Source organism: Bacillus sp. V3B (genome assembly GCF_024494465.1).
Lineage (GTDB): Bacteria > Bacillota > Bacilli > Bacillales > Cytobacillaceae > Bacillus_BD.
Genome location: NZ_JAETXM010000009.1, coordinates 78683 through 104510, shown reverse-complemented (window position 1 = coordinate 104510; position 25828 = coordinate 78683). Strand labels below are relative to the sequence as shown.

Annotated in this window: 26 protein-coding genes and 1 tRNA gene; 25 read left to right on the top strand and 2 right to left on the bottom strand. The window is 39.1% G+C overall.

Annotated features, from left to right (window positions below; translation table 11 throughout):
- Positions 1-50 precede the first annotated feature (50 nt).
- From JMM81_RS12195 to JMM81_RS12110, 18 genes are all read left to right on the top strand, one after another.
- Entirely contained in the window at positions 51-1001 is a 951-nt protein-coding gene (locus JMM81_RS12195) for a nucleoside recognition domain-containing protein (RefSeq protein ID WP_256241852.1), read from the top strand.
- Entirely contained in the window at positions 991-1644 is a 654-nt protein-coding gene (ppaX, locus tag JMM81_RS12190; protein WP_256241851.1) for a pyrophosphatase PpaX, read from the top strand. The genes JMM81_RS12195 and ppaX overlap by 11 nt, the downstream gene beginning before the upstream one ends.
- Positions 1641-2144, top strand: coding sequence for an acyltransferase (locus JMM81_RS12185; protein WP_256241850.1), 504 nt, complete (start codon positions 1641-1643; stop codon positions 2142-2144). The genes ppaX and JMM81_RS12185 overlap by 4 nt, the downstream gene beginning before the upstream one ends.
- A 438-nt stretch (positions 2145-2582) precedes the next feature.
- Positions 2583-3770 (top strand): ATP phosphoribosyltransferase regulatory subunit, encoded by a 1188-nt coding sequence (locus JMM81_RS12180; RefSeq protein ID WP_256241849.1) that lies wholly within the window; start codon positions 2583-2585, stop codon positions 3768-3770.
- The gene (hisG, locus tag JMM81_RS12175) at positions 3767-4408 is read left to right on the top strand and encodes an ATP phosphoribosyltransferase (RefSeq protein WP_256241848.1); all 642 of its coding nucleotides are present in this window, start codon (positions 3767-3769) and stop codon (positions 4406-4408) included. Before JMM81_RS12180 ends, hisG begins: the two co-directional genes overlap by 4 nt.
- 385 nt (positions 4409-4793) lie before the next feature.
- The gene (hisD, locus tag JMM81_RS12170) at positions 4794-6068 is read left to right on the top strand and encodes a histidinol dehydrogenase (protein ID WP_256241847.1); all 1275 of its coding nucleotides are present in this window, start codon (positions 4794-4796) and stop codon (positions 6066-6068) included.
- A 15-nt stretch (positions 6069-6083) separates the two neighbouring features.
- Entirely contained in the window at positions 6084-6671 is a 588-nt protein-coding gene (hisB, locus tag JMM81_RS12165; protein ID WP_256241846.1) for an imidazoleglycerol-phosphate dehydratase HisB, read from the top strand.
- 1 nt (position 6672) lies between these two features.
- Positions 6673-7290 (top strand): imidazole glycerol phosphate synthase subunit HisH, encoded by a 618-nt coding sequence (gene hisH / locus JMM81_RS12160; RefSeq protein ID WP_256241845.1) that lies wholly within the window; start codon positions 6673-6675, stop codon positions 7288-7290.
- A 19-nt stretch (positions 7291-7309) separates the two neighbouring features.
- Positions 7310-8041 (top strand): 1-(5-phosphoribosyl)-5-[(5-phosphoribosylamino)methylideneamino]imidazole-4-carboxamide isomerase, encoded by a 732-nt coding sequence (gene hisA / locus JMM81_RS12155; protein WP_256241844.1) that lies wholly within the window; start codon positions 7310-7312, stop codon positions 8039-8041.
- Positions 8041-8799, top strand: coding sequence for an imidazole glycerol phosphate synthase subunit HisF (hisF, locus tag JMM81_RS12150; RefSeq protein ID WP_256241843.1), 759 nt, complete (start codon positions 8041-8043; stop codon positions 8797-8799). The genes hisA and hisF overlap by 1 nt, the downstream gene beginning before the upstream one ends.
- Positions 8796-9443, top strand: coding sequence for a bifunctional phosphoribosyl-AMP cyclohydrolase/phosphoribosyl-ATP diphosphatase HisIE (gene hisIE, locus JMM81_RS12145; RefSeq protein ID WP_256241842.1), 648 nt, complete (start codon positions 8796-8798; stop codon positions 9441-9443). The genes hisF and hisIE overlap by 4 nt, the downstream gene beginning before the upstream one ends.
- Before the next feature lie 199 nt (positions 9444-9642).
- Positions 9643-11145, top strand: a complete 1503-nt coding sequence (locus JMM81_RS12140; protein ID WP_256241841.1) for a tetratricopeptide repeat protein — start codon at positions 9643-9645, stop codon at positions 11143-11145.
- Between the two features lie 142 nt (positions 11146-11287).
- Positions 11288-12238 (top strand): thioredoxin-disulfide reductase, encoded by a 951-nt coding sequence (gene trxB / locus JMM81_RS12135; RefSeq protein WP_256241840.1) that lies wholly within the window; start codon positions 11288-11290, stop codon positions 12236-12238.
- 709 nt (positions 12239-12947) lie between these two features.
- The gene (locus tag JMM81_RS12130; RefSeq protein ID WP_256241839.1) at positions 12948-13406 is read left to right on the top strand and encodes an NUDIX hydrolase; all 459 of its coding nucleotides are present in this window, start codon (positions 12948-12950) and stop codon (positions 13404-13406) included.
- Positions 13407-13432: 26 nt separating this feature from the next.
- Positions 13433-14326, top strand: coding sequence for an RNase adapter RapZ (rapZ, locus tag JMM81_RS12125; protein ID WP_256241838.1), 894 nt, complete (start codon positions 13433-13435; stop codon positions 14324-14326).
- Positions 14323-15306 carry a gluconeogenesis factor YvcK family protein gene (locus tag JMM81_RS12120; RefSeq protein WP_256241837.1) on the top strand — a complete coding sequence of 328 codons (984 nt, stop codon included), beginning with the start codon at positions 14323-14325 and terminating at the stop codon, positions 15304-15306. The genes rapZ and JMM81_RS12120 overlap by 4 nt, the downstream gene beginning before the upstream one ends.
- A 36-nt stretch (positions 15307-15342) precedes the next feature.
- Complete coding sequence (gene whiA / locus JMM81_RS12115; protein WP_256241836.1) at positions 15343-16284, top strand: DNA-binding protein WhiA; 942 nt, start codon at positions 15343-15345, stop codon at positions 16282-16284.
- A gap of 182 nt (positions 16285-16466) precedes the next feature.
- A complete protein-coding gene (locus tag JMM81_RS12110; protein ID WP_256241835.1) occupies positions 16467-16724 on the top strand; it encodes an HPr family phosphocarrier protein in 258 nt (85 codons plus the stop codon).
- Positions 16725-16801: 77 nt separating this feature from the next.
- Here the strand turns inward: JMM81_RS12110 and clpP are convergent, their stop codons facing one another.
- Together clpP and JMM81_RS12100 are read right to left on the bottom strand one after the other, a co-directional pair.
- Entirely contained in the window at positions 16802-17410 is a 609-nt protein-coding gene (clpP, locus tag JMM81_RS12105; RefSeq protein WP_256241834.1) for an ATP-dependent Clp endopeptidase proteolytic subunit ClpP, read from the bottom strand.
- A 429-nt stretch (positions 17411-17839) separates the two neighbouring features.
- Positions 17840-17911: transfer RNA gene (locus tag JMM81_RS12100), tRNA-Arg, on the bottom strand.
- Positions 17912-18099: 188 nt separating this feature from the next.
- Here JMM81_RS12100 and rpoN point away from each other — a divergent pair.
- The 7 genes from rpoN to gpmI all read left to right on the top strand — a co-directional run bounded on the left by rpoN (position 18100) and on the right by gpmI (position 25724).
- Positions 18100-19431, top strand: coding sequence for an RNA polymerase factor sigma-54 (rpoN, locus tag JMM81_RS12095; RefSeq protein WP_256241833.1), 1332 nt, complete (start codon positions 18100-18102; stop codon positions 19429-19431).
- Positions 19432-19455: 24 nt separating this feature from the next.
- Positions 19456-19704, top strand: a complete 249-nt coding sequence (locus tag JMM81_RS12090) for a glutaredoxin family protein (protein ID WP_256241832.1) — start codon at positions 19456-19458, stop codon at positions 19702-19704.
- Between the two features lie 165 nt (positions 19705-19869).
- Complete coding sequence (locus JMM81_RS12085) at positions 19870-20901, top strand: sugar-binding transcriptional regulator (RefSeq protein ID WP_256241831.1); 1032 nt, start codon at positions 19870-19872, stop codon at positions 20899-20901.
- A 51-nt stretch (positions 20902-20952) separates the two neighbouring features.
- Entirely contained in the window at positions 20953-21960 is a 1008-nt protein-coding gene (gene gap, locus JMM81_RS12080; protein WP_256241830.1) for a type I glyceraldehyde-3-phosphate dehydrogenase, read from the top strand.
- Between the two features lie 256 nt (positions 21961-22216).
- Positions 22217-23401 carry a phosphoglycerate kinase gene (locus JMM81_RS12075; RefSeq protein ID WP_256241829.1) on the top strand — a complete coding sequence of 395 codons (1185 nt, stop codon included), beginning with the start codon at positions 22217-22219 and terminating at the stop codon, positions 23399-23401.
- A gap of 36 nt (positions 23402-23437) precedes the next feature.
- On the top strand, positions 23438-24199 hold the full coding sequence (gene tpiA, locus JMM81_RS12070) for a triose-phosphate isomerase (RefSeq protein WP_256241828.1): 762 nt from the start codon (positions 23438-23440) through the stop codon (positions 24197-24199).
- The gene (gene gpmI, locus JMM81_RS12065) at positions 24192-25724 is read left to right on the top strand and encodes a 2,3-bisphosphoglycerate-independent phosphoglycerate mutase (protein ID WP_256241827.1); all 1533 of its coding nucleotides are present in this window, start codon (positions 24192-24194) and stop codon (positions 25722-25724) included. Before tpiA ends, gpmI begins: the two co-directional genes overlap by 8 nt.
- Positions 25725-25828 lie beyond the last annotated feature (104 nt).

The window sequence follows — 25828 nt, the reverse complement described above, 5'->3', positions numbered from 1 at the left end:
TTGAACCATTACTTGACTAACGTATAAGACATTTGTAAAGGAAGATAACAATGATTCATACTGTAAAAAGAGGACTTATGGTTGGATTAAGGGTAACGTGGACACTAGGGAAAATTATTTTCCCTATCACATTGTTGATCGCATTACTTCAGCATACCCCTATCTTACCGTGGATCATCGAAAAGATTGCTCCATTAATGAATATATTCGGTTTATCTGGTGATGCAGCGATTCCGCTTGTTCTAGGAAATTTTCTTAATCTATACGCAGGAATCGGGGCCATTTTGACGCTTGATCTCACCGTCAAAGAAGTATTCATCATTGCGGTCATGCTATCTTTTTCCCATAGTATGTTAATAGAGTCGGGTGTGGCGATCAAGACAGGCGTCAAGCTGTGGGTTGTGCTTGTGGTCCGAATCGGTTTAGCGGTTAGTTCAGCTCTTGTCATTAATTTCGTGTGGCAAGGTGGATCAGATGTTGCTCAATATGGGTTGATTCCTTCACAAAATGAGGCCGTTGTAACCGGCTGGTTTCAGATTGGAATGGATGCCTTGCAGCAAGCCTTAATCGGGGTGGCTCAACTAGCCATTATCGTCTTCCCCCTTATGGTAGGGATCCAAATTTTAAAAGAAAAGAAATGGCTGGATGTTTTTGCAAAATGGATGGGACCTGTTACTCGTTCATTAGGAATGAATGAAAATACATCAACAACCCTTGCAGCAGGACTTTTATTTGGTCTTTCCTACGGTGCAGGTGTGATGATACAGGCTGTGAGAGAGGACGGGGTCAGTAAAAAAGATTTAACAATTGCGTTCATTTTTCTTGGTTCCTGTCATGCAGTGGTGGAAGATACGCTTATTTTCATCCCACTCGGAATCCCTGTACTGCCACTATTGATTGTTCGTTTAGGAATTGCTATTTTATTAACCGCAACAGTCGCCATCATCTGGAATAAATCCGAAGTGGCGAAGGCGAGAAAGGAGATTACGTATGAGCAATAAGATTACGACTTTATTATTTGATTTAGATGGAACACTAATTGATACAAACGAATTAATTATTTCATCGTTCTTGCACACGCTTGAGCAGTATTATCCAGGTCAATATAAACGAGAAGATGTATTGCCATTCAATGGCCCCTCTCTTATAGAAACATTTTCTAAGATAAACGCAGAAAAAGCAGAAGAAATGATCGAAGTGTATCAAGTTCATAATCATGCCCATCATGATGCGATTGTAACAGAATTCCCTGGTGTGTATGAAACGATCCAAGTATTAAAAGAGTCAGGATTTAAGCTTGCGATTGTGACAACTAAGAGACCAGGTGTTGTAGAAATGGGGCTTCGTCTGACAAAACTCAAACCTTTCTTTGATACGGTTATTACGTTTGCGGATGTCACTAATACAAAACCAGATCCAGAGCCTGTTCAAAAAGCACTTGATGCTTTAGGGTCTCGTCCAGAAGAAGCCATCATGGTAGGGGATAATTACCATGATATATTAGCAGGGAAGAATGCTAGGACGAAAACAGCAGGTGTTGCTTGGGCGCTAAAAGGCAAAGACCATTTGCAAACGTTTGAACCAGATTACATGCTGGAGTCAATCGAGGATATGCTACAAATTGTTGGAGTCGAAAAAGGATGAGGAACACGCAACGGTATCCTGTTGAGGGAGCCAATTCTTTATGGCATGTATACAAAACAGTGCCATTTTGGAAGGTTGTTAAGAACTTTATTGTCATTCAATGTGCTCGTTATAGTCCTTTTATTGGGTTGAAAAACTGGATGTATCGGACTTTTTTACGAATGAAAGTGGAAGAACAAACGGCGTTTGCCTTAATGGTGATGCTTGATATTATGTTTCCGGAAAAGATCTCTGTAGGTCGTAACACGGTTATCGGCTATAACACGACGATTCTTGCTCATGAATATTTAATTAAAGAGTACCGACTTGGAGAAGTGAAAATTGGCAGTGAAGTGATGATTGGTGCTAATTCAACGATTCTCCCGGGTGTGACGATCGGGGATGGTGCGATTGTGTCAGCAGGGACCCTTGTTCATAAAGACGTGCCTGCTGGAGCCTTCGTTGGTGGAAATCCTATGAAAGTTATTAAAGAAAATATTCAAGGAATTCAGGAATCTTAACAGAACCATCTCTTTGGCGCTTGTTTCTGTGTATCTCCTGTACGTAAAGAGAGACGCTGATATCGGAACCGATTAAGGTGACGGACGCCCATAGGGTGACTGTCGCCTTTTTTTCATAAAATAAGAAAGTGTAACTTTTCCGAACTGAGATAGCGGTTGAGCTCTAGGATCCATCGCTTTGAGGTTACAAGCATGGCTAGTTGTGGCTCCTAGGGATTCGAGTCATAAGCCAATCGGACATGAAGGTTAAAGAACAACCTTCATGCCGGCTTGTCTTGTGCTATGCCCAAGGCTGAACAAGGCGCTTGCGCTTTTCTTATTTTTCTTGACAACTATTGTTAGATAACGATACAATAACTTCATCTTACTAACACATTAGCGAACTAAAGTAAAAAGGATATAGAGTAAAAAGATAATGAACTGAGGTGTTCTTTGCGGATGAGCCGTTTATTTATGTTTGAAAAGCCATTAGGAATGAGAGATACATTGCCAGAATTGTACGAAACAAAGAATCGTATTCGTGCAGTGATCGGAAATGAAATGAAAAAGTGGGGCTATCAATTTATCGAAACACCTGCCCTTGAATATTATGAAACAGTTGGTGCAGCTTCGGCTATTTTGGATCAGCAACTGTTTAAATTGTTGGATCAAGAAGGCCATACACTTGTCTTAAGACCAGATATGACTTCACCCATTGCTAGGGTCGCCGCTTCCAAACTTTTAAAAGAAGATTTGCCACTTCGTCTTGCCTACTCAGCCAATGTTTATCGTGCTCAACAGCGTGAAGGTGGACGTCCGGCAGAGTTCGAACAAATCGGTGTGGAATGTATCGGGGATCATACTGTGAGCGCGGATGGTGAAGGGATTGCTTTGTTAATCCAATCTTTACAAGAAACAGGATTGGAACATTTCCAGTTATCTGTTGGACATATCGGCTTTGTAAAGGAGTTTTTTATTGATATATTAGGTACAGAAGAACGTGTTGAAGCTTTAACAACCTTCTTATATGAAAAAAATTATGTTGGCTATAGAGAGCATGTTCGTGAATTACCGTTATCATCGATTGATAAACAGCGTCTCATTGACTTTTTAAGTTTAAGAGGTGGAGAAGAGGTTCTTGAATCGGCCTTACGTCTCCTTGAAAATGATAAAGGAAAAAGTGCGCTGGTAGAATTAAAGCAGTTATGGGATATTCTTGCTGATTATGGTCAAACAGGAAAACGGGTCAAATTCGATCTAACCCTTGTGAGTCATATGAGTTATTATACAGGAACTTTATTTGAAGTGTATGCCGATCAAGTTGGATTTGCGATTGCTAGTGGTGGTCGATATGATCAACTTCTTGAAAAGTTCGGGAAAGATAAGGATGCTACTGGGTTTGCTATCCGCTTAGACCGTTTGCTTGAGGCGCTTGGGAAAATCGTGACAAAAGAGCCAGTAGAATGTATTTTATTTAGTGGAGAACGCCGAAAAGAGGCTTTTCATTTGGCTGCTGAAAAACGAAAAGACGGGATACAAGTGGTATTACAAGATATTAATGGTGTAAAGAATCTTGATGCGTGTACGGAATTATACGAAGAAGTGACGATGCTAGTCGGAAAAGCAGGGAAGGAGACATCACAATGAAAGAGCCGTTAACGTTTGCGATGCCAAAGGGGCGAATTTTTGAAGAAGCGGCTGCATTGCTTCGGGAAGCTGGTTTCAAGCTACCGCCGGAATTTGATGATTCGCGAAAATTAATTATTGACGTGGAAGAAGAGAACTTTCGTTTTATCCTTGCTAAGCCGATGGATGTTCCTACCTACGTGGAGCATGGAGTAGCAGACCTCGGGATTGCTGGAAAAGATGTCATGCTTGAAGAAGAAAGAGACGTCTATGAAGTTCTTGATTTACATATTAGCGAATGCTATTTAGCGGTTGCTGGGTTACCGAATACGAAAATGAATGATGTGGCACCAAAAATTGCGACCAAGTATCCGAAGGTAGCTTCAACCTATTTTCGTGAACAAGGAGAACAGGTGGAAATCATTAAGCTTAATGGATCGATTGAATTGGCACCAATGATTGGTTTAGCTGATCGAATCGTTGATATTGTGTCAACAGGTAGAACGTTAGTGGAGAATGGACTTGTTGAATATGAGCATATTGTCGACATTACATCTCGCTTGATTGTGAATCCTGTCAGCTATCGCATGAAAGATGAGCGAATTAGTGAAATTGTTGAACGAATTGCAAATGTATTGGAGCAGAAGACTACTGTTTAACTGCATTCATCCTATCCTGATATAATTCTATTAGGATAGGGTTGAGCTTTAAGTAAAATGACCATTTAACTTCATTCAGCAAATGCTTTTTGTACCGAAAGCTTGCGACAGGTACAGAAGTCCTCCACTTCTGTAAGTGGGGGATGAATGCAAAAAGCTCTCTGATTCAGTGGTGGTTCAAACCCCGACTGAATGAAGTTAAGCCTCCGGCGAGCCTTTCGATTTTTTAAAGGTCATTTATCGAGCGAGCTCGACGACGGACAGGACGTCCTAGTCAGGCGAAAGCCACAGGATGTGGCTTTCTGAAGCGTGATAAAAATCCGGGCGTAAATTCGGCGGAGCGAATTTGATAAAGTGATCAATCATTAGAGTTAGGGTGAGAACGGTGAAAATCATAAGAGTAAATGAAGACATTTCAATAAAAAGATCAGTTGATAGCGGAACAGAGGAGCAACGGACGGTTGTCAAAGAAATTATCGCAAAAGTGAAAAACGATGGTGACCATGCTCTTAAAGCGTACACAGAAAAATTTGATGGTGTTCTACTATCATCCCTCGTTGTGACAACAGCTGAAATAGAGGAAGCCTATAACCAAGTATCCGTGGAAATGGTTGAAATCATTAAAGAAGCAGCCGATAATATCCGTTCTTTTCATGAAAAACAACTACGAAATTCATGGATGACAACAGAAAGCAATGGAACGATACTCGGTCAAAAAGTAACACCACTTGATTCAGTCGGTGTATATGTACCCGGTGGAACAGCTGCTTATCCGTCGTCGGTTTTAATGAATGTCATTCCGGCACAAGTGGCGGGTGTTGAACGAATTGTGATGGTCTCCCCTCCAGGTGAATCAGGAGCCTTACCAGCAGGTGTTTTAGTAGCAGCAAAAGAAGCAGGTGTAAAGGAAATTTATAAAGTCGGAGGCGCACAAGCGATCGCTGCCTTAGCATACGGAACAGAATCGATTCAACCGGTTGATAAAATCACAGGACCAGGGAATATATTTGTGGCTTTAGCAAAACGTGAAGTATTTGGTGATGTGGACATTGATATGATCGCTGGACCAAGTGAAATTGCGGTCCTTGCAGATGAAACCGCAAAAGCAAATGAAATTGCGGCTGATTTACTTTCACAAGCAGAGCATGATGCCCGAGCTTGTAGCGTGCTCGTTACCCCTTCTCAAACATTAGCTGAGGCTGTTTCTGCTGAAGTAGACAAACAGCTTGAAACATTACCACGTAAAAGTATTGCCGAGCAATCAATCGCCGATTATGGGGTTATTTATGTAACAGAGACCGAGGAAGAAGCGATTGGAACGATCAATCGGTTGGCACCTGAGCATCTTGAAATCGTGATGGAAAATGCGATGGAGAAAGTCGGAAGAATTCGCCACGCAGGGGCTATTTTTATTGGAAGATACAGTGCTGAACCCGTTGGTGACTATTTTGCTGGTCCAAATCATGTCTTGCCTACAAATGGAACCGCACGTTTCTCCAGTCCGTTAAACGTTGATGATTTTCAAAAAAAATCAAGTTTGATTATGTATAGTGAAGAGGCTTTTGCTGAAAATGGGGCGAAAATTGCCGCATTTGCTCGACTGGAAGGCCTTGAAGCACATGCTAGAGCGATTGAAGAAAGAAATAAGAATAATCTATAATAGGGAGATTTGATTATGACGAGAAGCGCTTCGATAAGCAGAAAAACAAACGAAACCAATATAGAGCTTGCACTGAACATTGATGGATCAGGCGAATCACAATTAGAGACAGGAGTTCCTTTTTTAGACCATATGCTCGACTTATTTGCCAAGCATGGTCAATTTGATTTAACGGTCAATGCACAAGGTGATACAGAGGTAGATGATCATCATACAACTGAGGATATTGGGATTTGTCTCGGGGCTGTTTTAAAAGAAGCTCTTGGTGATAAAAAAGGCATTAAGCGCTATGGGAATTCTTTCGTACCAATGGATGAAACACTTGCCCAAGTCGTTGTTGATTTAAGCAATCGCCCACATTTGGAAATCCGTGCTGAGTTCCCAAGCCAAAAGGTTGGAACATTTGATACCGAACTTGTTCATGAATTTCTTTGGAAGTTTGCCTTAGAAGCGAGAATGAATCTTCATGTCATTGTTCACTATGGTCAAAACACGCACCACATCATTGAAGCCATTTTTAAAGCAATGGCAAGAGCACTTGATGAAGCAACAACCATTGACCCACGCATAAAAGGTGTTCCGTCATCAAAGGGGATGTTATAAAATGATCGGGATTGTTGATTATGGAATGGGAAATCTGTTTAGCGTGAGCGAAGCGCTGAAACGGCAGAATGTTTCTTATTTTATTTCAGAAAAAGGGTCCGAATTAATGAAAGCAGATGGACTGATTCTTCCTGGAGTCGGTTCGTTTAAGGATGCGATGGTTCGATTGAATGAATCAGGTCTTACGACAATGATTCGCGATTATGTTGGAACAGGTAAGCCGCTTCTTGGGATCTGTTTGGGTATGCAGTTATTGTTTGAAGAAAGCGAAGAAAACGGGATTACATCAGGTCTTTCGCTACTACCAGGTAAGGTTGTGCGCTTTCCTGGAGTAGCAGAGAATGGGGAAAGTTATAAAGTTCCACATATGGGCTGGAATCGTTTGGAGTGGGTTAACAGCTCGCCCGTTACAGAAAACCTAGAAGAAGATTATGCGTATTTTGTCCATTCTTATTATGTCAGTACCAATAATCAAGAGATTGTGATTGCAAAGGCTTCATACCATGAAGATGTTCCAGCGGTTGTTGGAAAAGACAATGTGTTTGGCATGCAGTTTCATCCAGAAAAAAGTAGTAAGCTTGGCGTCGAATTATTACAAAACTTTACGAAGCTTGTTTAAGGAGAGGGGGATTTAGTCTATGGCTTTTACAATATATCCTGCCATTGATATGAGAGGCGGAAAGTGTGTACGATTGATTCAAGGTGATTACAATCAGGAAACGGTTTATGGTGATTCTCCATTTGCGATGGCCAAAACGTTCAAGGAAGCTGGGGCCCAGTGGATCCATATGGTGGACCTTGATGGAGCGAAGGATGGGAAGCGTGTGAACGATACGTTCGTCATTCAGGCAGCCAAAGAGTTGAATGCAAATGTGCAAATTGGTGGAGGTATCCGTACGGAAAACGATATTGTTCACTATTTGGAAAATGATGTAGCAAGAGTCATTATCGGAAGTATCGCGATTTCCAATCCGGATTTTGCGATTGAAATGGTTAAAAAATATGGAAACAGAATTGCCATTGGAATTGATGCGAAGAATGGGTATGTCGCTACACATGGTTGGCTGAATACATCGGAAGTCAAGGCAGTTGATGTCGGCAAGCGTTTTGCGGATGCTGGAGCAGAGACCTTTATCTTTACAGATATCGCCACAGACGGCATGCTTTCAGGACCGAATGTAGAAGCTGTTAAGCTTATGGCAACAGAGACCGGCAAACAAGTCATTGCCTCGGGCGGTGTCAGCAGTTTAGCTGATTTAGCTCAGTTAAAAGAATTTGAAAATAGCGGCGTTAGTGGTGCCATTGTCGGGAAAGCCATTTATGAAGGACGATTCACAGTTGCTGACGCTTTGAAAGCGGTGGGTGTATAATGATTACGAAAAGAATTATTCCCTGCCTTGATGTAAAAGATGGACGAGTTGTTAAAGGGATTCAATTTGTTCAGTTACGTGATGCTGGCGACCCAGTTGAACTGGCTCGATTTTATGATCAAGAAGGGGCAGATGAACTTGTGTTTCTTGATATTTCGGCTTCCAATGAAGGTCGAAAAACGATGGTCGAAGTTGTAAAGGCGGTTGCCTCTGAGCTGGCGATTCCATTCACGGTTGGTGGTGGGATCAACTCCCTTGAAGATATGAAACGAATACTGCGAGCGGGTGCGGACAAAGTTTCTTTAAACACAGCGGCCGTTAATCGACCTGAATTGATTACAGAAGGATCTGCTTTCTTTGGTGCCCAATGTATCGTTGTCGCGATTGACGCAAAATATGACGAAGAGCTTGGATCTTGGAGAGTGTATACACATGGGGGCAGAACACCTGTCGATAAAGAAGTGATCTCATGGGCGAAGGAAGCTGTTGAACGAGGTGCAGGTGAGATATTGCTCACAAGTATGGATAGTGATGGTGAGAAAAAAGGGTTTGATCTTGCTTTAACAAAAGCTGTCAGTGAAGCGGTCACAGTTCCGGTCATTGCTTCCGGTGGGGCAGGGAATGCGGAGCACTTTGTTGAATCTTTTGTCGAAGGAAAAGCAGATGCAGCATTGGCCGCGTCCATTTTTCATTACAAAGAAACCTCTGTGCACGAAGTGAAGGCCTATTTAAGGGAAAAAGGTGTGATTGTCAGATGAACATCGAAAAGATTAAATTTGATGCACAAGGATTAATCCCAGCTATTGTTCAAGATGCCACAACAAAAGAAGTATTAACACTTGCCTATATGAATCGTACATCACTGGAGAAATCCATTGAAACAAGAGAAACCTGGTTTTATAGCCGCTCACGCCAGGAATTATGGCATAAAGGGGCAACAAGTGGAAACACGCAAACGATTGTTGACATGAAACTTGATTGTGATCGTGATGCCATTGTTGTACTCGTTCATCCAGCAGGTCCTGCTTGCCATACAGGCGCGATCAGCTGTTTTTCGGAACGGATTTTTAAGGAGGAAGAAAGAATGAAAAAGGAAGCCAATCTAGCTGATTATCAAATTCTCATCGATCTTGAACAAATCATTGATGAACGTGAAAAGGAACGTCCAGAAGGAGCTTATACGACTTATTTGTTTACAGAAGGAGTCGATAAAATCCTGAAAAAGGTTGGGGAAGAGGCATCTGAGGTTATTATTGCTGCTAAAAACCGTGACCAAGAAGAATTAAAATGGGAAACTTCCGACCTTTTGTATCATTTATTGGTCTTGTTGCGTGAACAAGAGCTTCCATTCAAAGAAGTTCTAAACGTCTTGCAGGAAAGACATCTACAAAAGGAAAAGTAATCATTTTATTGGTGCCTGACATATTAAGAAGACATTTGTCTTTTTAGCCTGTCAGGCACTATTTTTTTGAGGTAATCGTGTGATATACTAGATTAGTTAGAGTTTTAATTTGACTGGCAGATCATCCACTAAACGGACGGCTATACTGACGCCATTGTCGAAAAAAAGCTAGACAATTTGTGAACAGTTGGAGGATTACATGAGTAAAAATGCTCAAGCTAAAAAAACAAAGGGACAATTATTGTCATTTATCCCTACGGGTGAATATTATTTTTCTAAAGGCTTGAAGGCTTTTCACCGTCGTGATTTTCATAAAGCATTGAAATATATGCAGCGTGCTATGCAACTTGAACCAGGAGAGCCGATGATCGTGTGTCAGCTCGCAATCATTCATACAGAATTAGGAGAGTATCAACAATCCAATCGACTATTGCAACTCATATTGGAAGAGCTTGATGAAGAGATGCTCGAGTGTCATTATTTTTTGGCGAATAACTTTGCTCATTTAGGCTTTTTTAAAGATGCGTATACCCATGCCACTTTATATTTGCAAGAACAAGAAGACGGAGATTTTGTAGAAGATGCAGAAGATCTATTGGATATTCTTACATTTGAGGCAGATGGTCTTGAGGAAGAGCTTTATGAACAAGATGATTTGATGACAAAGCAAGAGCAAGCAAGAGAATTGCTTGATTCAGGAGACTTTCCGAAAGCGATTGAGTTATTAAAGATAGTGATAGAGGAATTTCCAGAATATTGGTCTGCTTACAATAATTTAGCATTGGCTTATTTTTATTTAGGAGAGCTAGAAAAGGCTTCAGAAATGTTAGAGCTTGTCATGGAACGCAATCCAGGAAATTTACAAGCACTTTGCAACAAACTTGTGTTTGCTCATTTTCAAAAGCATGAAGAAGAAGTATTTGCGATTAAGGAAGCTTTAAAGAAAGTGAAGCCGATTTTAATGGAACATCAATATAAACTAGGTGCAACGTTTTCTTTAATTGGAGAGTATGAGCAAGCGTATGGTTGGTTGCGCAAGCTTCATAAACTTGGATATGAAGGGGATGGTCCCTTTTATTACTGGTTATGCTACGCCTCTTACTTTACAGGAAAAGAACAACTTGCAAGGTCTCTATGGGAAAAGGTAGTTGAATTGAATCCCGAAAAAGAAGGCCTTGAACCTTGGGGGAATGAACATCCAACAGTCAACGGATTTGAAGAACATACGACATCTATTTTGAAAAGACTTCAAAGTGATCATATGGAGGAAAGATTATTTGCGGTTTTTCTTATTTCGCTTTCTCCTAAAAAACAATCGATTCTTTCATCAAAAGAAGTGGTCAAGAACAGTAAATTTTCAAGTCTTGAAAACCAGTATATCTCTATGGTGAAAATGGATAGGAAAACAACTAGTAATCAACTTGAGGTGGCCCATGAAACGGCTGAGATCTTATATCAACACCATCAACCGATTGGCACAGTAGAAGCAGGTCTTTATTTAATGTGGTTTTCTGTATTTATCGAGATGAATGCGGCAAAGGTAGCTTTAAAAAATAAAATAGCCTTGGCTGCTGCGATGGAATATGTCTGGAATAAGCTCAGAAGTGAAAAATGCTCTCAGCAAAAAGTGGCTCAACAATATGGTCTTTCTTCATCCACTCTACAAAAATATATTAAATTGGTCAGTGCCTATTTACATTGAGCAAATGGTTGGACTTAAGTAATATTGTTTTATAGGATAAGGATAAGAAAGCCATACTAAGTGTAACTTGTGTGCTATTTAATAGGTAAGTCTCTTTTAATGAAAATAGCTTGGATGGTTATCAATAAAGGAGTGAAAAAACGTGACAGAAGAGAAAATTTATGACGTGATTATCGCAGGTGCAGGTCCTGCCGGGATGACTGCTGCTGTGTATACTTCACGCGGAGGTTTGTCTACGCTAATGATCGAACGTGGAGTTCCAGGCGGACAAATGGCGAATACAGAAGAAGTAGAAAACTATCCAGGATTTGATCATATTCTTGGGCCAGAGTTATCAACCAAAATGTTTGATCATGCGAAAAAGTTTGGTGCAGAATATGCTTATGGTGATATTAAAGAAGTGATTGATGGAAAAGAATATAAAACGGTTGTTGCGGGATCGAAGCAATATAAAGCACGTGCGGTGATCATTACGACAGGTGCGGAATATAAGAAAACAGGTGTTCCGGGTGAAAAAGAATTAGGTGGACGCGGTGTTTCTTATTGTGCTGTTTGTGATGGTGCATTCTTTAAAGGCAAAGATCTTGTTGTGATTGGTGGAGGTGACTCCGCTGTTGAAGAAGGCGTCTATTTAACACGCTTTGCAAACAAAGTAACGATCATCCATCGTAGAGATGAACTTCGTGCCCAAAAAATCCTTCAACAACGTGCGTTTGATAATGAAAAGGTTGATTTCATTTGGAATCATACACTTAAACAAATTAATGAAAAAGATGGTAAAGTAGGCAGCGTGACCATTGTTTCAACTGAAAATGGAGAAGAACAAGAGTTCAAAGCAGATGGTGTATTCATTTATATCGGCATGCTTCCGCTTTCGAAACCATTTGAAAGTCTTGGCATCACAAATGAACAAGGGTACATCGAAACGAATGAAAACATGGAAACGAAAGTTCCAGGTGTTTTTGCTGCAGGAGATATTCGAGAGAAAACACTTCGTCAAATTGTAACGGCAACAGGTGACGGAAGTATTGCTGCTCAAAATGTACAACATTATGTTGAGGAATTACTCGAAGAATTAAAAGTAAAATCGTAAGCAGCTTGTTCCTTTATAAAACTTCACTTTGTTTTAATTATTTTGTAACCGTTCCGAAATATATTTGGGATATGATGAAATAGAAATTTACCCCCTTTAAAGATAAATGCTTTGAACGCACAGGTGTAGCCTGTGCTATTTTTTTTGCGAAGATGTTTCTTGTAAAAAATTTCGAGAGTCATATGGGTAATTTTTCCTTTAACTTCATTCAGCAGAAGTCCTCCACTTCTGTAAGTGGGGGATGAATGCAAAAAGCTCTCTGATTCAGTGGGGGTTCAAACCCCGACTGAATGAAGTTAAGCCTCCGGCGGATGCCTCGGATTTTTTAAAGGTAATTGATCGAGCGAGCTCGACGACGGACAGGACGTCCTAGTCAGGCGAAAGCCACAGGATGTGGCTTTCTGAAGCGTGATAAAAATCCGGGCGCAAATTCGGCGGGGCGAATTTGATTATAAAGTAAATTCTGTCATGTGGAGTACAATCACTTAATTTGATGTTGCCATATGGTGACTCTATCCATTGTGACGACTTCTTAAAAATAGTATAATAAATGAAATTAGTTAAGATTACAGCCTCTCAAAATGAATTCATATGATTCTTCAACTTTTTATATTGATCTATAAGTAGAGAATCATTCATCTAAGGATAATTACATGAATAGAATGAGCTAACATACTTTGACGTTGTTGTCTGATTGGAGTGGTCCATAATGCAGCGAGTGACAAACTGTGTACTATTGAAAGATAATGAAGTATTGCTATTACAGAAGCCGCGCCGTAATTGGTGGGTGGCACCTGGTGGAAAAATGGAGCCAGGGGAATCGGTGAGAGATTCTTGTATTCGTGAATTCAGGGAAGAAACAGGTATCTATTTACGAAACCCAAATATTAAAGGTATTTTTACTTTTATCATGAAGGATGGGGATCAAATCTTATCCGAGTGGATGATGTTTACATTTTTCTCTAAAGATGCAGATGGTTTGAATTTGGATGAATCTGATGAAGGAATTATTCGTTGGCAACCGATTGACGAAATCAGAAGTCTTCCCATGGCGGAAGGGGACTATCATATTTTGGAGTATATGATTCATGGGAATGGAATGATCTATGGAACTTTTACGTATACACCTGATTTTAAATTACTAAGTTATCGACTAGATCCGAGTTGAAAAAATAGGAGAGGGGGGAAAAAACAATGAGTACTGAATCGCTACATGATTCGCAAATAGTGATTATTACAGGTATGTCAGGAGCAGGAAAAACAGTTGCGATTCAAAGCTTTGAAGACTTAGGTTTTTTCTGTGTAGACAATTTACCTCCTACTCTGCTCCCGAAATTTCTTGAACTAATGAAGGAGTCTGGGAATAAGATGACTAAGGTTGCGTTAGTGATGGATTTAAGAGGGAGAGAGTTTTTTGATCATCTCTTTAAGGCGCTAGATGATTTAGTTGAAAGCTCTTGGGTAACACCGCAAATTCTCTTCCTAGAGGCTGATGATGAGACTCTCGTCAGAAGGTATAAAGAAACAAGAAGAAAGCACCCACTAGCTCCTACGGGTCTTCCACTGGAAGGGATACAGCATGAACGACAGTTACTGAGTGAATTAAAAGGAAGAGCACAGCTCATTTATAATACTTCCACCATGAAGCCTAGAGAATTAAGAGAAAAGATTTTGACGGAGTTTTCTGTTAATAAAAAGGCTATGTTTACGGTTAATGTCGTGTCTTTTGGTTTTAAGCATGGAATTCCAATTGATGCTGATCTTGTGTTTGATGTACGGTTTTTACCAAACCCTCATTATATTGATCATATGCGTCCATTGACAGGTTTGAATGATGAAGTATCAGGTTATGTATTGAAATGGACGGAAACACATAAATTCATTGAAAAAGTGACGGATCTTCTCACTTTTATGCTTCCTCAATATAAACGAGAGGGAAAAGCACAGCTCGTAATTGCCATTGGTTGTACAGGTGGCCAACATCGCTCTGTAGCACTTGCTGAAACGATTGGTCATACTTTCGAAAAAGATTATCATACCCAAATTTCACATCGTGATATCGACAAAAGAAAGGAAAAACTAACATGACGAAAACCGGACAGCCTAACATTGTCATTATCGGTGGTGGTACAGGGTTACCCGTCTTATTAAGAGGGTTGAAGAAATTCTCTGTTGATATTACGGCTATTGTAACCGTTGCTGATGATGGTGGAAGCTCGGGTAGACTCAGGAATGAATTAAATATTCCACCTCCTGGAGATGTTCGTAATGTTTTAGCCGCTCTTTCTGAAGTAGAACCCTTAGTCGAAGAAATGTTCCAACATCGATTTAAGGCATCGAATGACTTATCAGGGCACTCACTCGGAAATTTGATTCTAGCGGCGATGACTTCGATAACAGGAAACTTTATGTATGCGATTCAGGAAATGAGTAAGGTTTTGAATGTACATGGAAAAGTATTGCCTGCAGCGAATCAAAGTGTGGTTTTACATGCGGAACTAGAAGATGGAGTCATGATATCGGGAGAATCGAAAATACCTTATTCAGGAAAGAAAATTAAGCGGGTCTTTTTAACTCCTGAAAAGGTAGATCCACTTCCTGAAACGATTCAGGCGATTCAAGAGGCGGATCTCATTATTATCGGTCCGGGAAGTCTGTACACAAGTATTTTGCCTAATCTTCTTGTTCCACAACTAGGTGAAGAAGTGTGTCGTGCGAAGGCTAAAAAGGTGTATATCTGTAATTTAATGACACAGGCTGGAGAAACACTTGGTTATACTGCAAGTGAGCATGTGAGAGCGATTTATGATCATATGGAGCGACCATTCATTGATACGATTCTGGTGAATAGTGAAGAAATTCCAAATGAGATACAGAAAAAATACATTAAAGAGGCTGCAACGCCTGTTCATTTTGATGTTAATACCCTTTATGAGTTAGGTCTTGAAGTCATTTATGGTGAAATTGTTAGTCTTGAAAATGGTGTTATTCGCCATGACACAAATGAAGTAGCACAAATTTTATATTCTTTGTTATTAGATGAAACTAATAGGCGACATCAAGCGTAATACTTATTATGAGTCGTTGTTCTAGGGGGTGAAGCAATGTCTTTCGCTTCGGAGACAAAAAAGGAATTAACAAATTTAGAGGTAAAAGACTGTTGTGGAAGGGCTGAACTTTCAGCGCTTATCCAAATAAACGGCTCACTCTCTTTTACAAATAAAAAATTAGCGGTCGATATTCAAACAGAAAATGCTGCTATTGCAAGAAGAATTTACACGTTGATTAAAAAATATTATCCAATTAGTGTTGAACTTCTTGTTCGAAAAAAAATGAGATTGAAGAAAAATAATGTATACATTGTTCGCTTAGTGGAAAGAGCTCGTCATATATTGGAAGATTTAGGTATTATAGGAGAAGGTTTTGAATTTTTGAATCGTATTTCTCCTGATTTGGTTAAGAGGAACTGTTGTAAGCGCTCTTACTTGCGAGGGGCCTTTCTTGCAAGTGGTTCGGTAAATAATCCAGAAACGTCCTCCTATCATCTTGAAGTTGCTTCTCAATATAAAGAGCACAATGACTCGTTGTGTGAATTAATGAACTCGTTTGATTTGAATAGTAAAACACTAGAGCGCAAAAAAGGTTTTATTACGTATTTAAAGGAAGCTGAAAAAATTACCGACTTCTTGATTATTATCGGGGCCAACAATGCTCTATTACGATTTGAGGATGTCCGTATTGTCCGAGATATGAGAAATTCAGTAAATAGACTCGTCAATTGTGAAACGGCAAATTTGAATAAAACCATTGGGGCTGCCATTCGACAGGTGGAGAATATCAAGTATATTCAAGGATCTGTTGGTTTAGAGGTGTTGCCTGAAAAACTACGGGAAATTGCTGAACTTCGCGTTGAGTATCAGGATGTAACATTGAAAGAATTAGGAGAGATGGTATCTGGCGGTACGATTAGTAAATCAGGAATCAATCATCGATTGCGAAAGATTGATGAAATTGCTGATAAATTAAGAAGAGGTCAATCGATTTAATCGAATGTTTTCGAAAACTTTGTGTATATTAGAACAATAGTAATAAATTCAGCGGGGTGTTGAGGCTTTATAGCTGGGAGAGAAATCAGGTCAAACGCCTGTATGTAAATAGGTTGGATACAATAAGGGTTTTTACCCATTTATACAGATAAATATAGTTTTATATAGGAGGAAAAAGAGAAATGGTAGAAAAACAGGTTGAAGTCAAATTAAAAACAGGTTTACAAGCTCGTCCCGCTGCTTTGTTTGTACAGGAAGCAAATCGATTTTCATCAGATGTATTTTTGGAAAAAGATGGTAAAAAGGTAAATGCCAAAAGCATCATGGGTCTGATGAGCCTTGCTGTTGGTTCAGGAAGTATTGTTCAATTAAGTGCTGAAGGAAATGATGAAAGCGAAGCAGTTGAAGAATTGGCAAGATATATCCAGCAGGAAGGATAAACTCTACAAATATAAATAAATTAGCAAAAAAAGAAAACCCGCAACAGATGCGAGTTTTCTTTTTTGGTGAAAGAAGATTAATCTTCTTTCTTTTTTGTAACAGCTGTACTACGAGTAATAATATGGTCGATTAATCCATATTCTTTTGCTTTTTCAGCAGTCATGAAGTTGTCACGGTCAGTATCTCTTGAAATAACTTCAAGTGGTTGACCAGAACGATCAGCAAGAATCTGGTTCAATTTCTCACGCAAGAATAGAATACGTTTCGCAGCAATCTCAATTTCTGTTGCTTGACCTTGTGCGCCACCAAGCGGTTGGTGAATCATCACTTCAGCGTTTGGAAGGGCGTAACGCTTACCTTCTGTACCAGCAGTAAGTAAGAAAGCACCCATGGAAGCAGCCATACCAATACAAATGGTTTGAACATCTGGCTTAATAAATTGCATTGTATCGTAAATCGCCATTCCAGCTGTTATACTTCCTCCAGGACTGTTAATATAAATAGAGATATCTTTCTCTGGATTTTCTGCTTCAAGGAAAAGTAATTGTGCTACAATAGAATTGGCAACATTGTCATCAATCCCACTACCTAACATAATAATACGGTCTTTTAATAGTCGGGAATAAATATCATAAGCTCTTTCCCCGCGGTTTGTTTGTTCAATAACTGTTGGGATTAAATTCATCTTACATCCTCCTTCTCGTTATAAATAAAGTTCCGCAGCAATAGAAAAAGGTTCCCCACATCCTAAAGCTGTTTGTAATTTCATCATACACTGATGGTCAAAAAAGGTCAAATGATAGACTTGAAATTAAACAAGATATTGTTCGACATATATTTTGTTTTTCTCTATATCCAACTCGGTTATATAGGATATACTATCGCCAGCATTAGTATGGTCATCAATTAATCACCCTCTAATCTACACAGGCTTGTATATTTGTTGGGATAGAATTATGCTTTTCATCCTCCATCATAACCAAAAATCCTTTCTGATAAACAATAACCTAGATGTCTTCGAGCAAAACTAGATCAATAGAAAACATACAAAAAACCTTCTATCCGTTTGAGGATAGAAGGTTTTTTGAAAAAAAGTTAGTCAACGAAATAGATATGCCCTCGGCAGGAATCGAACCTGCATTTCAAGCTTCGGAGGCTTGCGTGCTATCCGTTGCACCACGAGGGCAAAGTTAGAACTTAAAAAACAACGCTTTTCTATTATATGATATGGATTTGACCTTTGCAAGTACGTTTTTCTTGAAGTTTTTGTGAAATACAGTCATAAAATGATCATGTTGATAATATTTGTAATAAACAAGATTCTGGTTCACGAGTTATGCGTCTTATTGTAATATAAATAGAGGAGTGATTAGCATGGATATGAAAGTAGGATTAGGGCAACAGCAAACCGTGAAATTAGCTATGACGCAAGAATTAACACAGGCAATTGCACTGCTACAATATTCCACCCAAGAACTGGTAGAATTTCTCGAAAATAAAGCGATAGAAAATCCACTCCTGCAAATAGAATCTAGAAATATACAAACAATGGACCCTCAGTATGATCGCGTGAAAAAAGTAAAAAAAGCGACACAAGTCGATAAGCAAAGTTGGCTAGAGCAAATCGCCCAAAAGGAAACATCGTTAGTAGATTATTTGTTTTCACAAATCGATTTTCGTTCTTATGATGATTCACTCAAAAAAGTTCTTACTTTTTTAATTAACAGTCTTGATGAAAATGGTTACTTACATATCAGTTCGGATGAAGTAGCTACTATTTTGTCTATTTCCTGTCAGGAAGTTGAAGAGGCTGTTCGGATCATACAAGGTCTTGAACCCGCTGGAGTTGGGGCAAGAAACTTACAAGAATGCCTTCTTTTCCAAATCAATCGTGAAGAGGACAAGAATAAACTAGCAGCTACGATCATTTCAGATTATTTTCTTTTATTTGCTGAAAAGAAATGGAAGTTAATTGCAAAAAATCTCGGGGTTGAGATGAAACAAATTCAGCAAGTATTTGACTATGTACAATCACTGAACCCGAGACCAGCAGCCGCTTTTTACTACGAGCAGGCTTCGTATATTGTTCCAGATATCATCATTAAATGTGACAGCACGACATTTTCTGTTAGTGTCTTTGATGAAGTACTGCCGAAAATTCAGTTTAATAAAAGATATTTTCGTAAATTTCATGCAATAGGTGATGAAAAAGTTAAGCGTTTTTTACAGGAGAAGCAGCAGGATTACCAGTGGATTATGCGGAGCATTGAGCAAAGAAAAGAAACCCTTATTAAAGTGGCCTTAAAAATCATTGAAAAGCAACCAGATTTTTTTATCCATGGACCTAATCATGTAAAACCGATAACGATGAAGGAGGTTTCTGAAGAACTAGGCATACATGAATCAACTGTAAGTCGAGCTGTTCGGGAGAAATATGCTCAAACCCCTTTTGGTACGATTGAGCTTAAATCTTTCTTTTCAAGTACAATTAAAACAATCTCAAACGAAGATACGTCTGCGATTCAGGTAAAAAAGGAAATTTCTCTACTAATAGAGAAAGAAGATAAATTAAAACCCCTTTCAGATCAAGAGTTAGTTGCCTTATTGAAAGCGAATAATGGGATCGTTGTATCAAGAAGGACGATCGCAAAATATCGAGACCAACTAGGTATTCTAGCTTCATCTAAAAGAAAACGATTTAGATAAGGGGAGAATAGAAGAGGGATAAGAATGAAGAAAACACCAGTGATCACTCTATACACGCGAAATGGCTGTCATTTATGTGAACAGGCGAAAGATGTGATTGATGATTTGCGGAATCATATCGATTTTGATTACGAAGAATGCGATATTGCTTTAAACGATGACTGGACGGAAAAGTATGGTTTAATGATCCCGGTCGTTATGGTAGATAGAAAAGAAATACAATATGGTCATATTGACAAGATCACGCTACTTGGAGCGCTTACATACAAATAGTTAATAATTTAGACATAATTAAAGCGCTTACATGAAAATAAGTGATTGAATTAGTAAAACATTCCTGCTAGAATCATTTGTGCAGGGTAATTTTTTTTGTGCCAAGTGGGACATAATATGTCTAACCTGGACTAATGGTGACCATAAGTAAGGGAGTTACATAAAATGAAATCAATTATTGATTTACAAAAAAGATTATTACCTGATTTACTCTCTATTATTCAAAAACGCTATCATATTCTTCATATTATTGGATCTATGGAACCGGTTGGAAGAAGAACTCTTTCAGTAACACTTGATTTAACAGAAAGAGTTTTGCGTAGTGAAGTCGATTTCTTGAAACAGCAAAAACTAATTTATAGCACGAGTTCCGGCATGAGCTTAACAGAAGATGGAAAAGAATTAGTGGAAGAACTCGGAAGTGTCATACGTGATATTACGGGAATCGATGAGATGGAATCAGGCTTGCAACAAAGCTTGGGAATCAAGAAAGTATTCATTGTTTCGGGAAATAGTGATCTTCTCCCCTGGGTGAAAGAAGAGCTAGGGAAAACCTGTGTCACCTGCATAAATAAATATTTGAGTGGAAAAAATATCATTGCCGTTACTGGAGGATCTACAATGGCTTCTATTGCAGATATGATGAAGCCATACTCAAATAACCTGGACTTGCTGTTTGTGCCCGCACGAGGTGGAATTGGTGAAGATGTAAAGAATCAAGCCAACTCGATTTGTTCCAAAATGGCAGAACGAACAAGGTCGAAGCATCGTGTTTTATATGTTCCAGACCAAGTGAGCAAGGAAATGTATGAATTTATGATTAAAGAACCAGAAATTCACGAAGTATTATCCTTAATCAAATCTGCTAGCATGGTATTGCATGGAATTGGGGACGCTATTACAATGGCAAATCGCCGTAAGACGAACGAAGAAGAACTGAAGAAACTTAAAGAATCTAAAGCAGTTGGAGAAGCTTTTGGTTATTATTTCAATGAAGCAGGTGAGGTGGTTCATAAGGTTCAGACAGTGGGATTACAACTGGATGATCTTAGGAATGTTAAACACGTCATTGCTGTAGCAGGAGGAGCCTCGAAGGCCAAAGCAATTCGTGCTTATATGAAACAAGCTCCACCATCAACGATTCTCATTACAGATGAAGCAGCAGCCCAAGAGTTGTTACAAGGAAAATCCCTATAATATAAATTTTTTAAAGAAATAATCCTTACATTTTAAAGGAGGAACTTAAAAATGACAGTAAAAGTTGGTATAAACGGTTTTGGACGAATTGGACGTAATGTTTTACGTGCAGCATTGAATAATTCAAATATTGAAATAGTGGCAGTAAATGACTTAACAGATGCAAATATGTTAGCACATCTTTTGAAATATGATTCTGTACATGGAAGAATAAATGCAGAAGTATCTGTAAGTGGTAATACATTAGTTGTAAATGGAAAAGAAATTATGGTTAAAGCTGAGCGCGATCCAGCAAATATTGGTTGGGGAGAACTTGGTGTTGAAGTAGTTATTGAATCAACTGGTCGCTTCACAAAACGTGTAGATGCAGCGAAACACATTGAAGCAGGAGCGAAAAAAGTTATTATTTCTGCTCCAGCATCAGAAGAAGACATTACAATTGTTATGGGCGTAAACCACGATCAATACGATCCAGCTAATCACCATGTGCTTTCTAATGCATCTTGTACAACAAACTGTTTAGCTCCATTTGCAAAAGTATTAAATGATCAATTTGGAATTAAGCGCGGGATGATGACAACTATTCACTCATATACAAATGACCAACAAATTTTAGATTTACCACATAAAGACTATCGCCGTGCACGTGCAGCTGCTGAAAACATGATCCCAACAACAACTGGTGCAGCAAAAGCAGTAGCTCTAGTACTACCTGAATTAAAAGGGAAATTAAACGGTATGGCTGTACGTGTACCAACTCCAAACGTTTCTTTAGTTGACCTTGTTGCAGAGCTTGATAAAGATGTGACAGCTGAAGAAGTAAACGCAGCACTAAAAGCAGCAGCTGAAGGTGATTTAAAAGGAGTGTTACAATACACTGAAGAACCGCTTGTATCAAAAGATTATAACGGAGATCCACATTCTTCTTCTGTTGATGCACTTTCCACAATGGTAATGGAAGGTAATATGGTAAAAGTTATTTCTTGGTATGATAATGAAATTGGTTATTCTACACGCGTTGTAGACTTAGTCGATTATATTGCTCAAAAAGGTCTTTAATCTAGTCAATAAATAAATGTTCGCGCCAATATAATTATTGGAAAATTTCTTAGCGAACGTCTATAATGATAAAGGGTAGAGGGGAGCAGGGAACATTCCCTACTCCTTTTTCTTATGGGGAAAAGAGTCGAGCTACGTATGATTAAATATCTTGTAAGATAGACTAACTTTACATAATCCTATTAAAGGCCTTGCTTTCTCACACAGCATAACAGATAGTTACTCTAAACTTTGATCTTAAAGGAGGACCTTTACGTTGAACAAAAAAAGCGTAAGAGATGTCGATTTAAAAGGGAAAAGAGTTTTTTGTCGTGTCGACTTTAACGTACCGATGCAAGATGGAAAAATAACAGATGAGACTCGTATTCGTGCGGCTCTTCCAACCATTCAATATTTACAAGAACAAGGGGCAAAAGTAATCTTGGCTAGTCACCTTGGTCGACCAAAAGGAAAAGTGGTTGAAGAACTACGTCTAACTCCAGTAGCCACTCGACTGTCAGAGTTACTTGGTAAAAGTGTAAAAAAAGCTGATGAATCCTATGGAGACGCTGTCAAAGCACTCGTTTCAGATATGAATGAGGGTGATGTTCTCCTTCTTGAAAATGTTCGTTTCTACCCAGGAGAAGAGAAAAATGATCCTGAATTAGCAAAAGCCTTCTCCGAATTAGCTGATATATATATCAATGATGCATTTGGGGCAGCACACCGTGCACATGCTTCAACAGAAGGAATTGCTCATCATATTCCAGCTGTTTCAGGTTTCTTAATGGATAAAGAATTAGACGTAATCGGGAAAGCACTTTCCAATCCAGAGCGTCCATTCACAGCCATTATTGGTGGAGCAAAAGTAAAAGATAAGATTGATGTAATCGATAATCTATTAGAAAAAGTAGATAATCTTATTATCGGTGGTGGCTTGGCTTATACATTCATTAAAGCTCAAGGACATGAAATCGGTAAGTCATTATTGGAAGAAGATAAAATTGATTTAGCCAAGTCGTTTATTGAAAAGGCGAAAGAAAAAGGTGTTAATTTCTATATGCCAATTGATGGGATTGTTGCTGATCAATTTGCTCAAGATGCCAATACAAAGGTAGTTTCTATGGAAGAGATTCCAGCTGATTGGCAAGCGCTTGATATTGGTCCAAAAACAGCTGAACTTTATCGTGATGTGATTCAAAAATCAAAGCTTGTCATTTGGAATGGTCCAATGGGCGTTTTCGAATTTGAAGCATTTGCGAATGGAACGAAAGCCGTTGCAGAAAGCTTAGCACATGCAAAAGATACATATTCAATCATTGGTGGCGGTGATTCCGCTGCAGCCGTTGAAAAGTTTAATCTAGCCGATCAGATGAGTCATATTTCTACGGGTGGCGGTGCTTCATTAGAGTTTATGGAAGGAAAAGAGCTTCCAGGTGTTGTAGCTCTTAATGACAAGTAATAGACAATTTGTCGAAGTCTGAAAGGGTGTGTACGTATGCGAAAACCAATTATTGCAGGAAACTGGAAAATGTTTAAGGTACTCTCGGAGGCAAACACCTTTATGGAACAAGTTAAAAGTTCAGTACCCTCAAAGGATAAAATAGAATCAGTTGTTTGTGCTCCTGCATTGTTTTTAGAAAGCTTAGTTTCGATTGCAAAAGAATCTGATGTTGAAATTGGTGCTCAAAATATGCATTTTGAGGAGAGCGGTGCTTTTACAGGAGAAATTAGTGCGGTTGCATTAGAAGCTCTTGGTGTAAAGTATGTGATTCTTGGGCATTCAGAACGCCGTGAGATGTTTAATGAAACAGATGAAGCTGTTAATAAAAAAATAGTAACGGCATTTAATCATCATTTAGTTCCAATTGTTTGTGTAGGTGAGACATTAGAACAACGTGAAAGTGGGATCACAAATGAGTTTGTTGCAGGACAAGTTCAAAAGGCTCTAGCAGGTCTTTCTCCTGAGCAAGTGAAACAAGTGGTGATTGCTTATGAACCAATCTGGGCAATTGGAACAGGAAAGTCTTCTACAGCAAAAGATGCGAATGTTGTATGTGCTCATATTCGTTCTGTTGTGGCAGAACAATTCTCAATAGACGTTGCAGAAGAGGTTCGAATCCAGTATGGTGGAAGTGTAAAACCAGCAAATATTAAGGAATATATGGCAGAATCTGATATCGACGGAGCATTAGTCGGTGGCGCAAGCCTTGAAGCCGTCTCATTCCTTCAACTATTGGAGGCGGGAAAAAGTGAGTAAAGCACCAGTTGCGTTAATTATTTTAGATGGATTTGGGTGTCGAGATGAACAAAAAGGAAATGCCGTTGCTCAATCGAACAAACCAAATTTTGATCGTTTATGGAAACAATTTCCTCACAGCCATTTAACAGCGTCTGGAGAAGCAGTTGGTCTACCAGAAGGCCAAATGGGAAATTCAGAAGTCGGACATTTAAATATTGGTGCGGGTCGTATTGTTTATCAAAGCTTAACAAGAGTAAATATTGCGATTCGTGAAGGTCATTTTGAACAAAATGAAACCTTCTTAAATGCCATTAACCATGCCAAAAAACATGACTCCGGCCTTCATTTATTTGGATTACTTTCAAATGGCGGGGTACATAGCCATATAAACCATATGTTTGCTCTATTGCGTCTTGCAGCTGAGAATGGTTTGAAGAAAGTATATGTTCATGGCTTTTTAGATGGTCGTGATGTCGGACAAAAAACAGCTGCATCTTTTATTAAGGAAACACAGGAAAAAATGACAGAATACGGTGTTGGAGAGTTCGCAACCATTTCGGGTCGCTACTATTCAATGGATCGTGACAAGCGTTGGGATCGAGTTGAAAAATGCTACCGGGCAATGGTGTATGGAGAAGGTCCGACCTATTCTGATCCACTAGAATTAGTGAACGATAGCTATGAACATGGCATTTTTGATGAGTTCGTCATTCCGTCTGTTATGACAAAGGAAAATGGTGAGCCTGTAGCAACGATCCAAGATAACGATGCAGTTATTTTCTATAATTTCCGTCCCGACCGGGCTATTCAAATTTCTAATACCTTTACAAATGAAGATTTTCGTTCTTTTGATAGAGGAGCAAAGCATCCGAAACCGTTACACTTTGTATGCTTAACGCATTTCAGTGAATCGGTTGATGGCTATGTTGCCTTTGAACCGAGCAATTTGGATAATACGATTGGTGAAGTATTAGCACAAAACAATTTAAAACAATTACGGATTGCTGAAACAGAGAAGTATCCACATGTTACATTCTTTATGAGTGGTGGACGTGAAGAGAAATTCCCTGGTGAAGAACGAATTTTAATTAATTCACCGAAGGTTGCGACTTACGATTTACAACCTGAAATGAGTGCATATGAAGTAACGGATGCTCTGTTAAAAGAAATCGAAGCAGATAACTTTGATGCGATTCTCTTAAACTTTGCTAACCCTGATATGGTTGGACATTCGGGAATGCTTGAACCAACGATTAAAGCAATCGAAACGGTCGACGAATGTTTAGGGAAAATTGTTGATGCGATTCATGCAAAAGGTGGGAAAGCGATTATCACAGCAGACCATGGTAATGCAGATGAAGTCATTACGAGTGAAGGAAATCCGATGACGGCTCATACAACTAATCCGGTTCCTGTTATTGTAACAAAAGAAGGTGTAGACCTTCGTGAAGGTGGGATTCTAGGCGATCTTGCACCAACAATACTTGATTTACTAGGTGTTGAGAAACCTGCTGAAATGACTGGAACATCGTTGATTAAATGATGTTTGGTGTCGGAAAGCAGCTAGTGTTAAGACGTTATTGAATAGGGTGTTACAGGCCAGAAACCTGTATAGAGATTTGATTTCATTTTAAAAAATAATAAAAC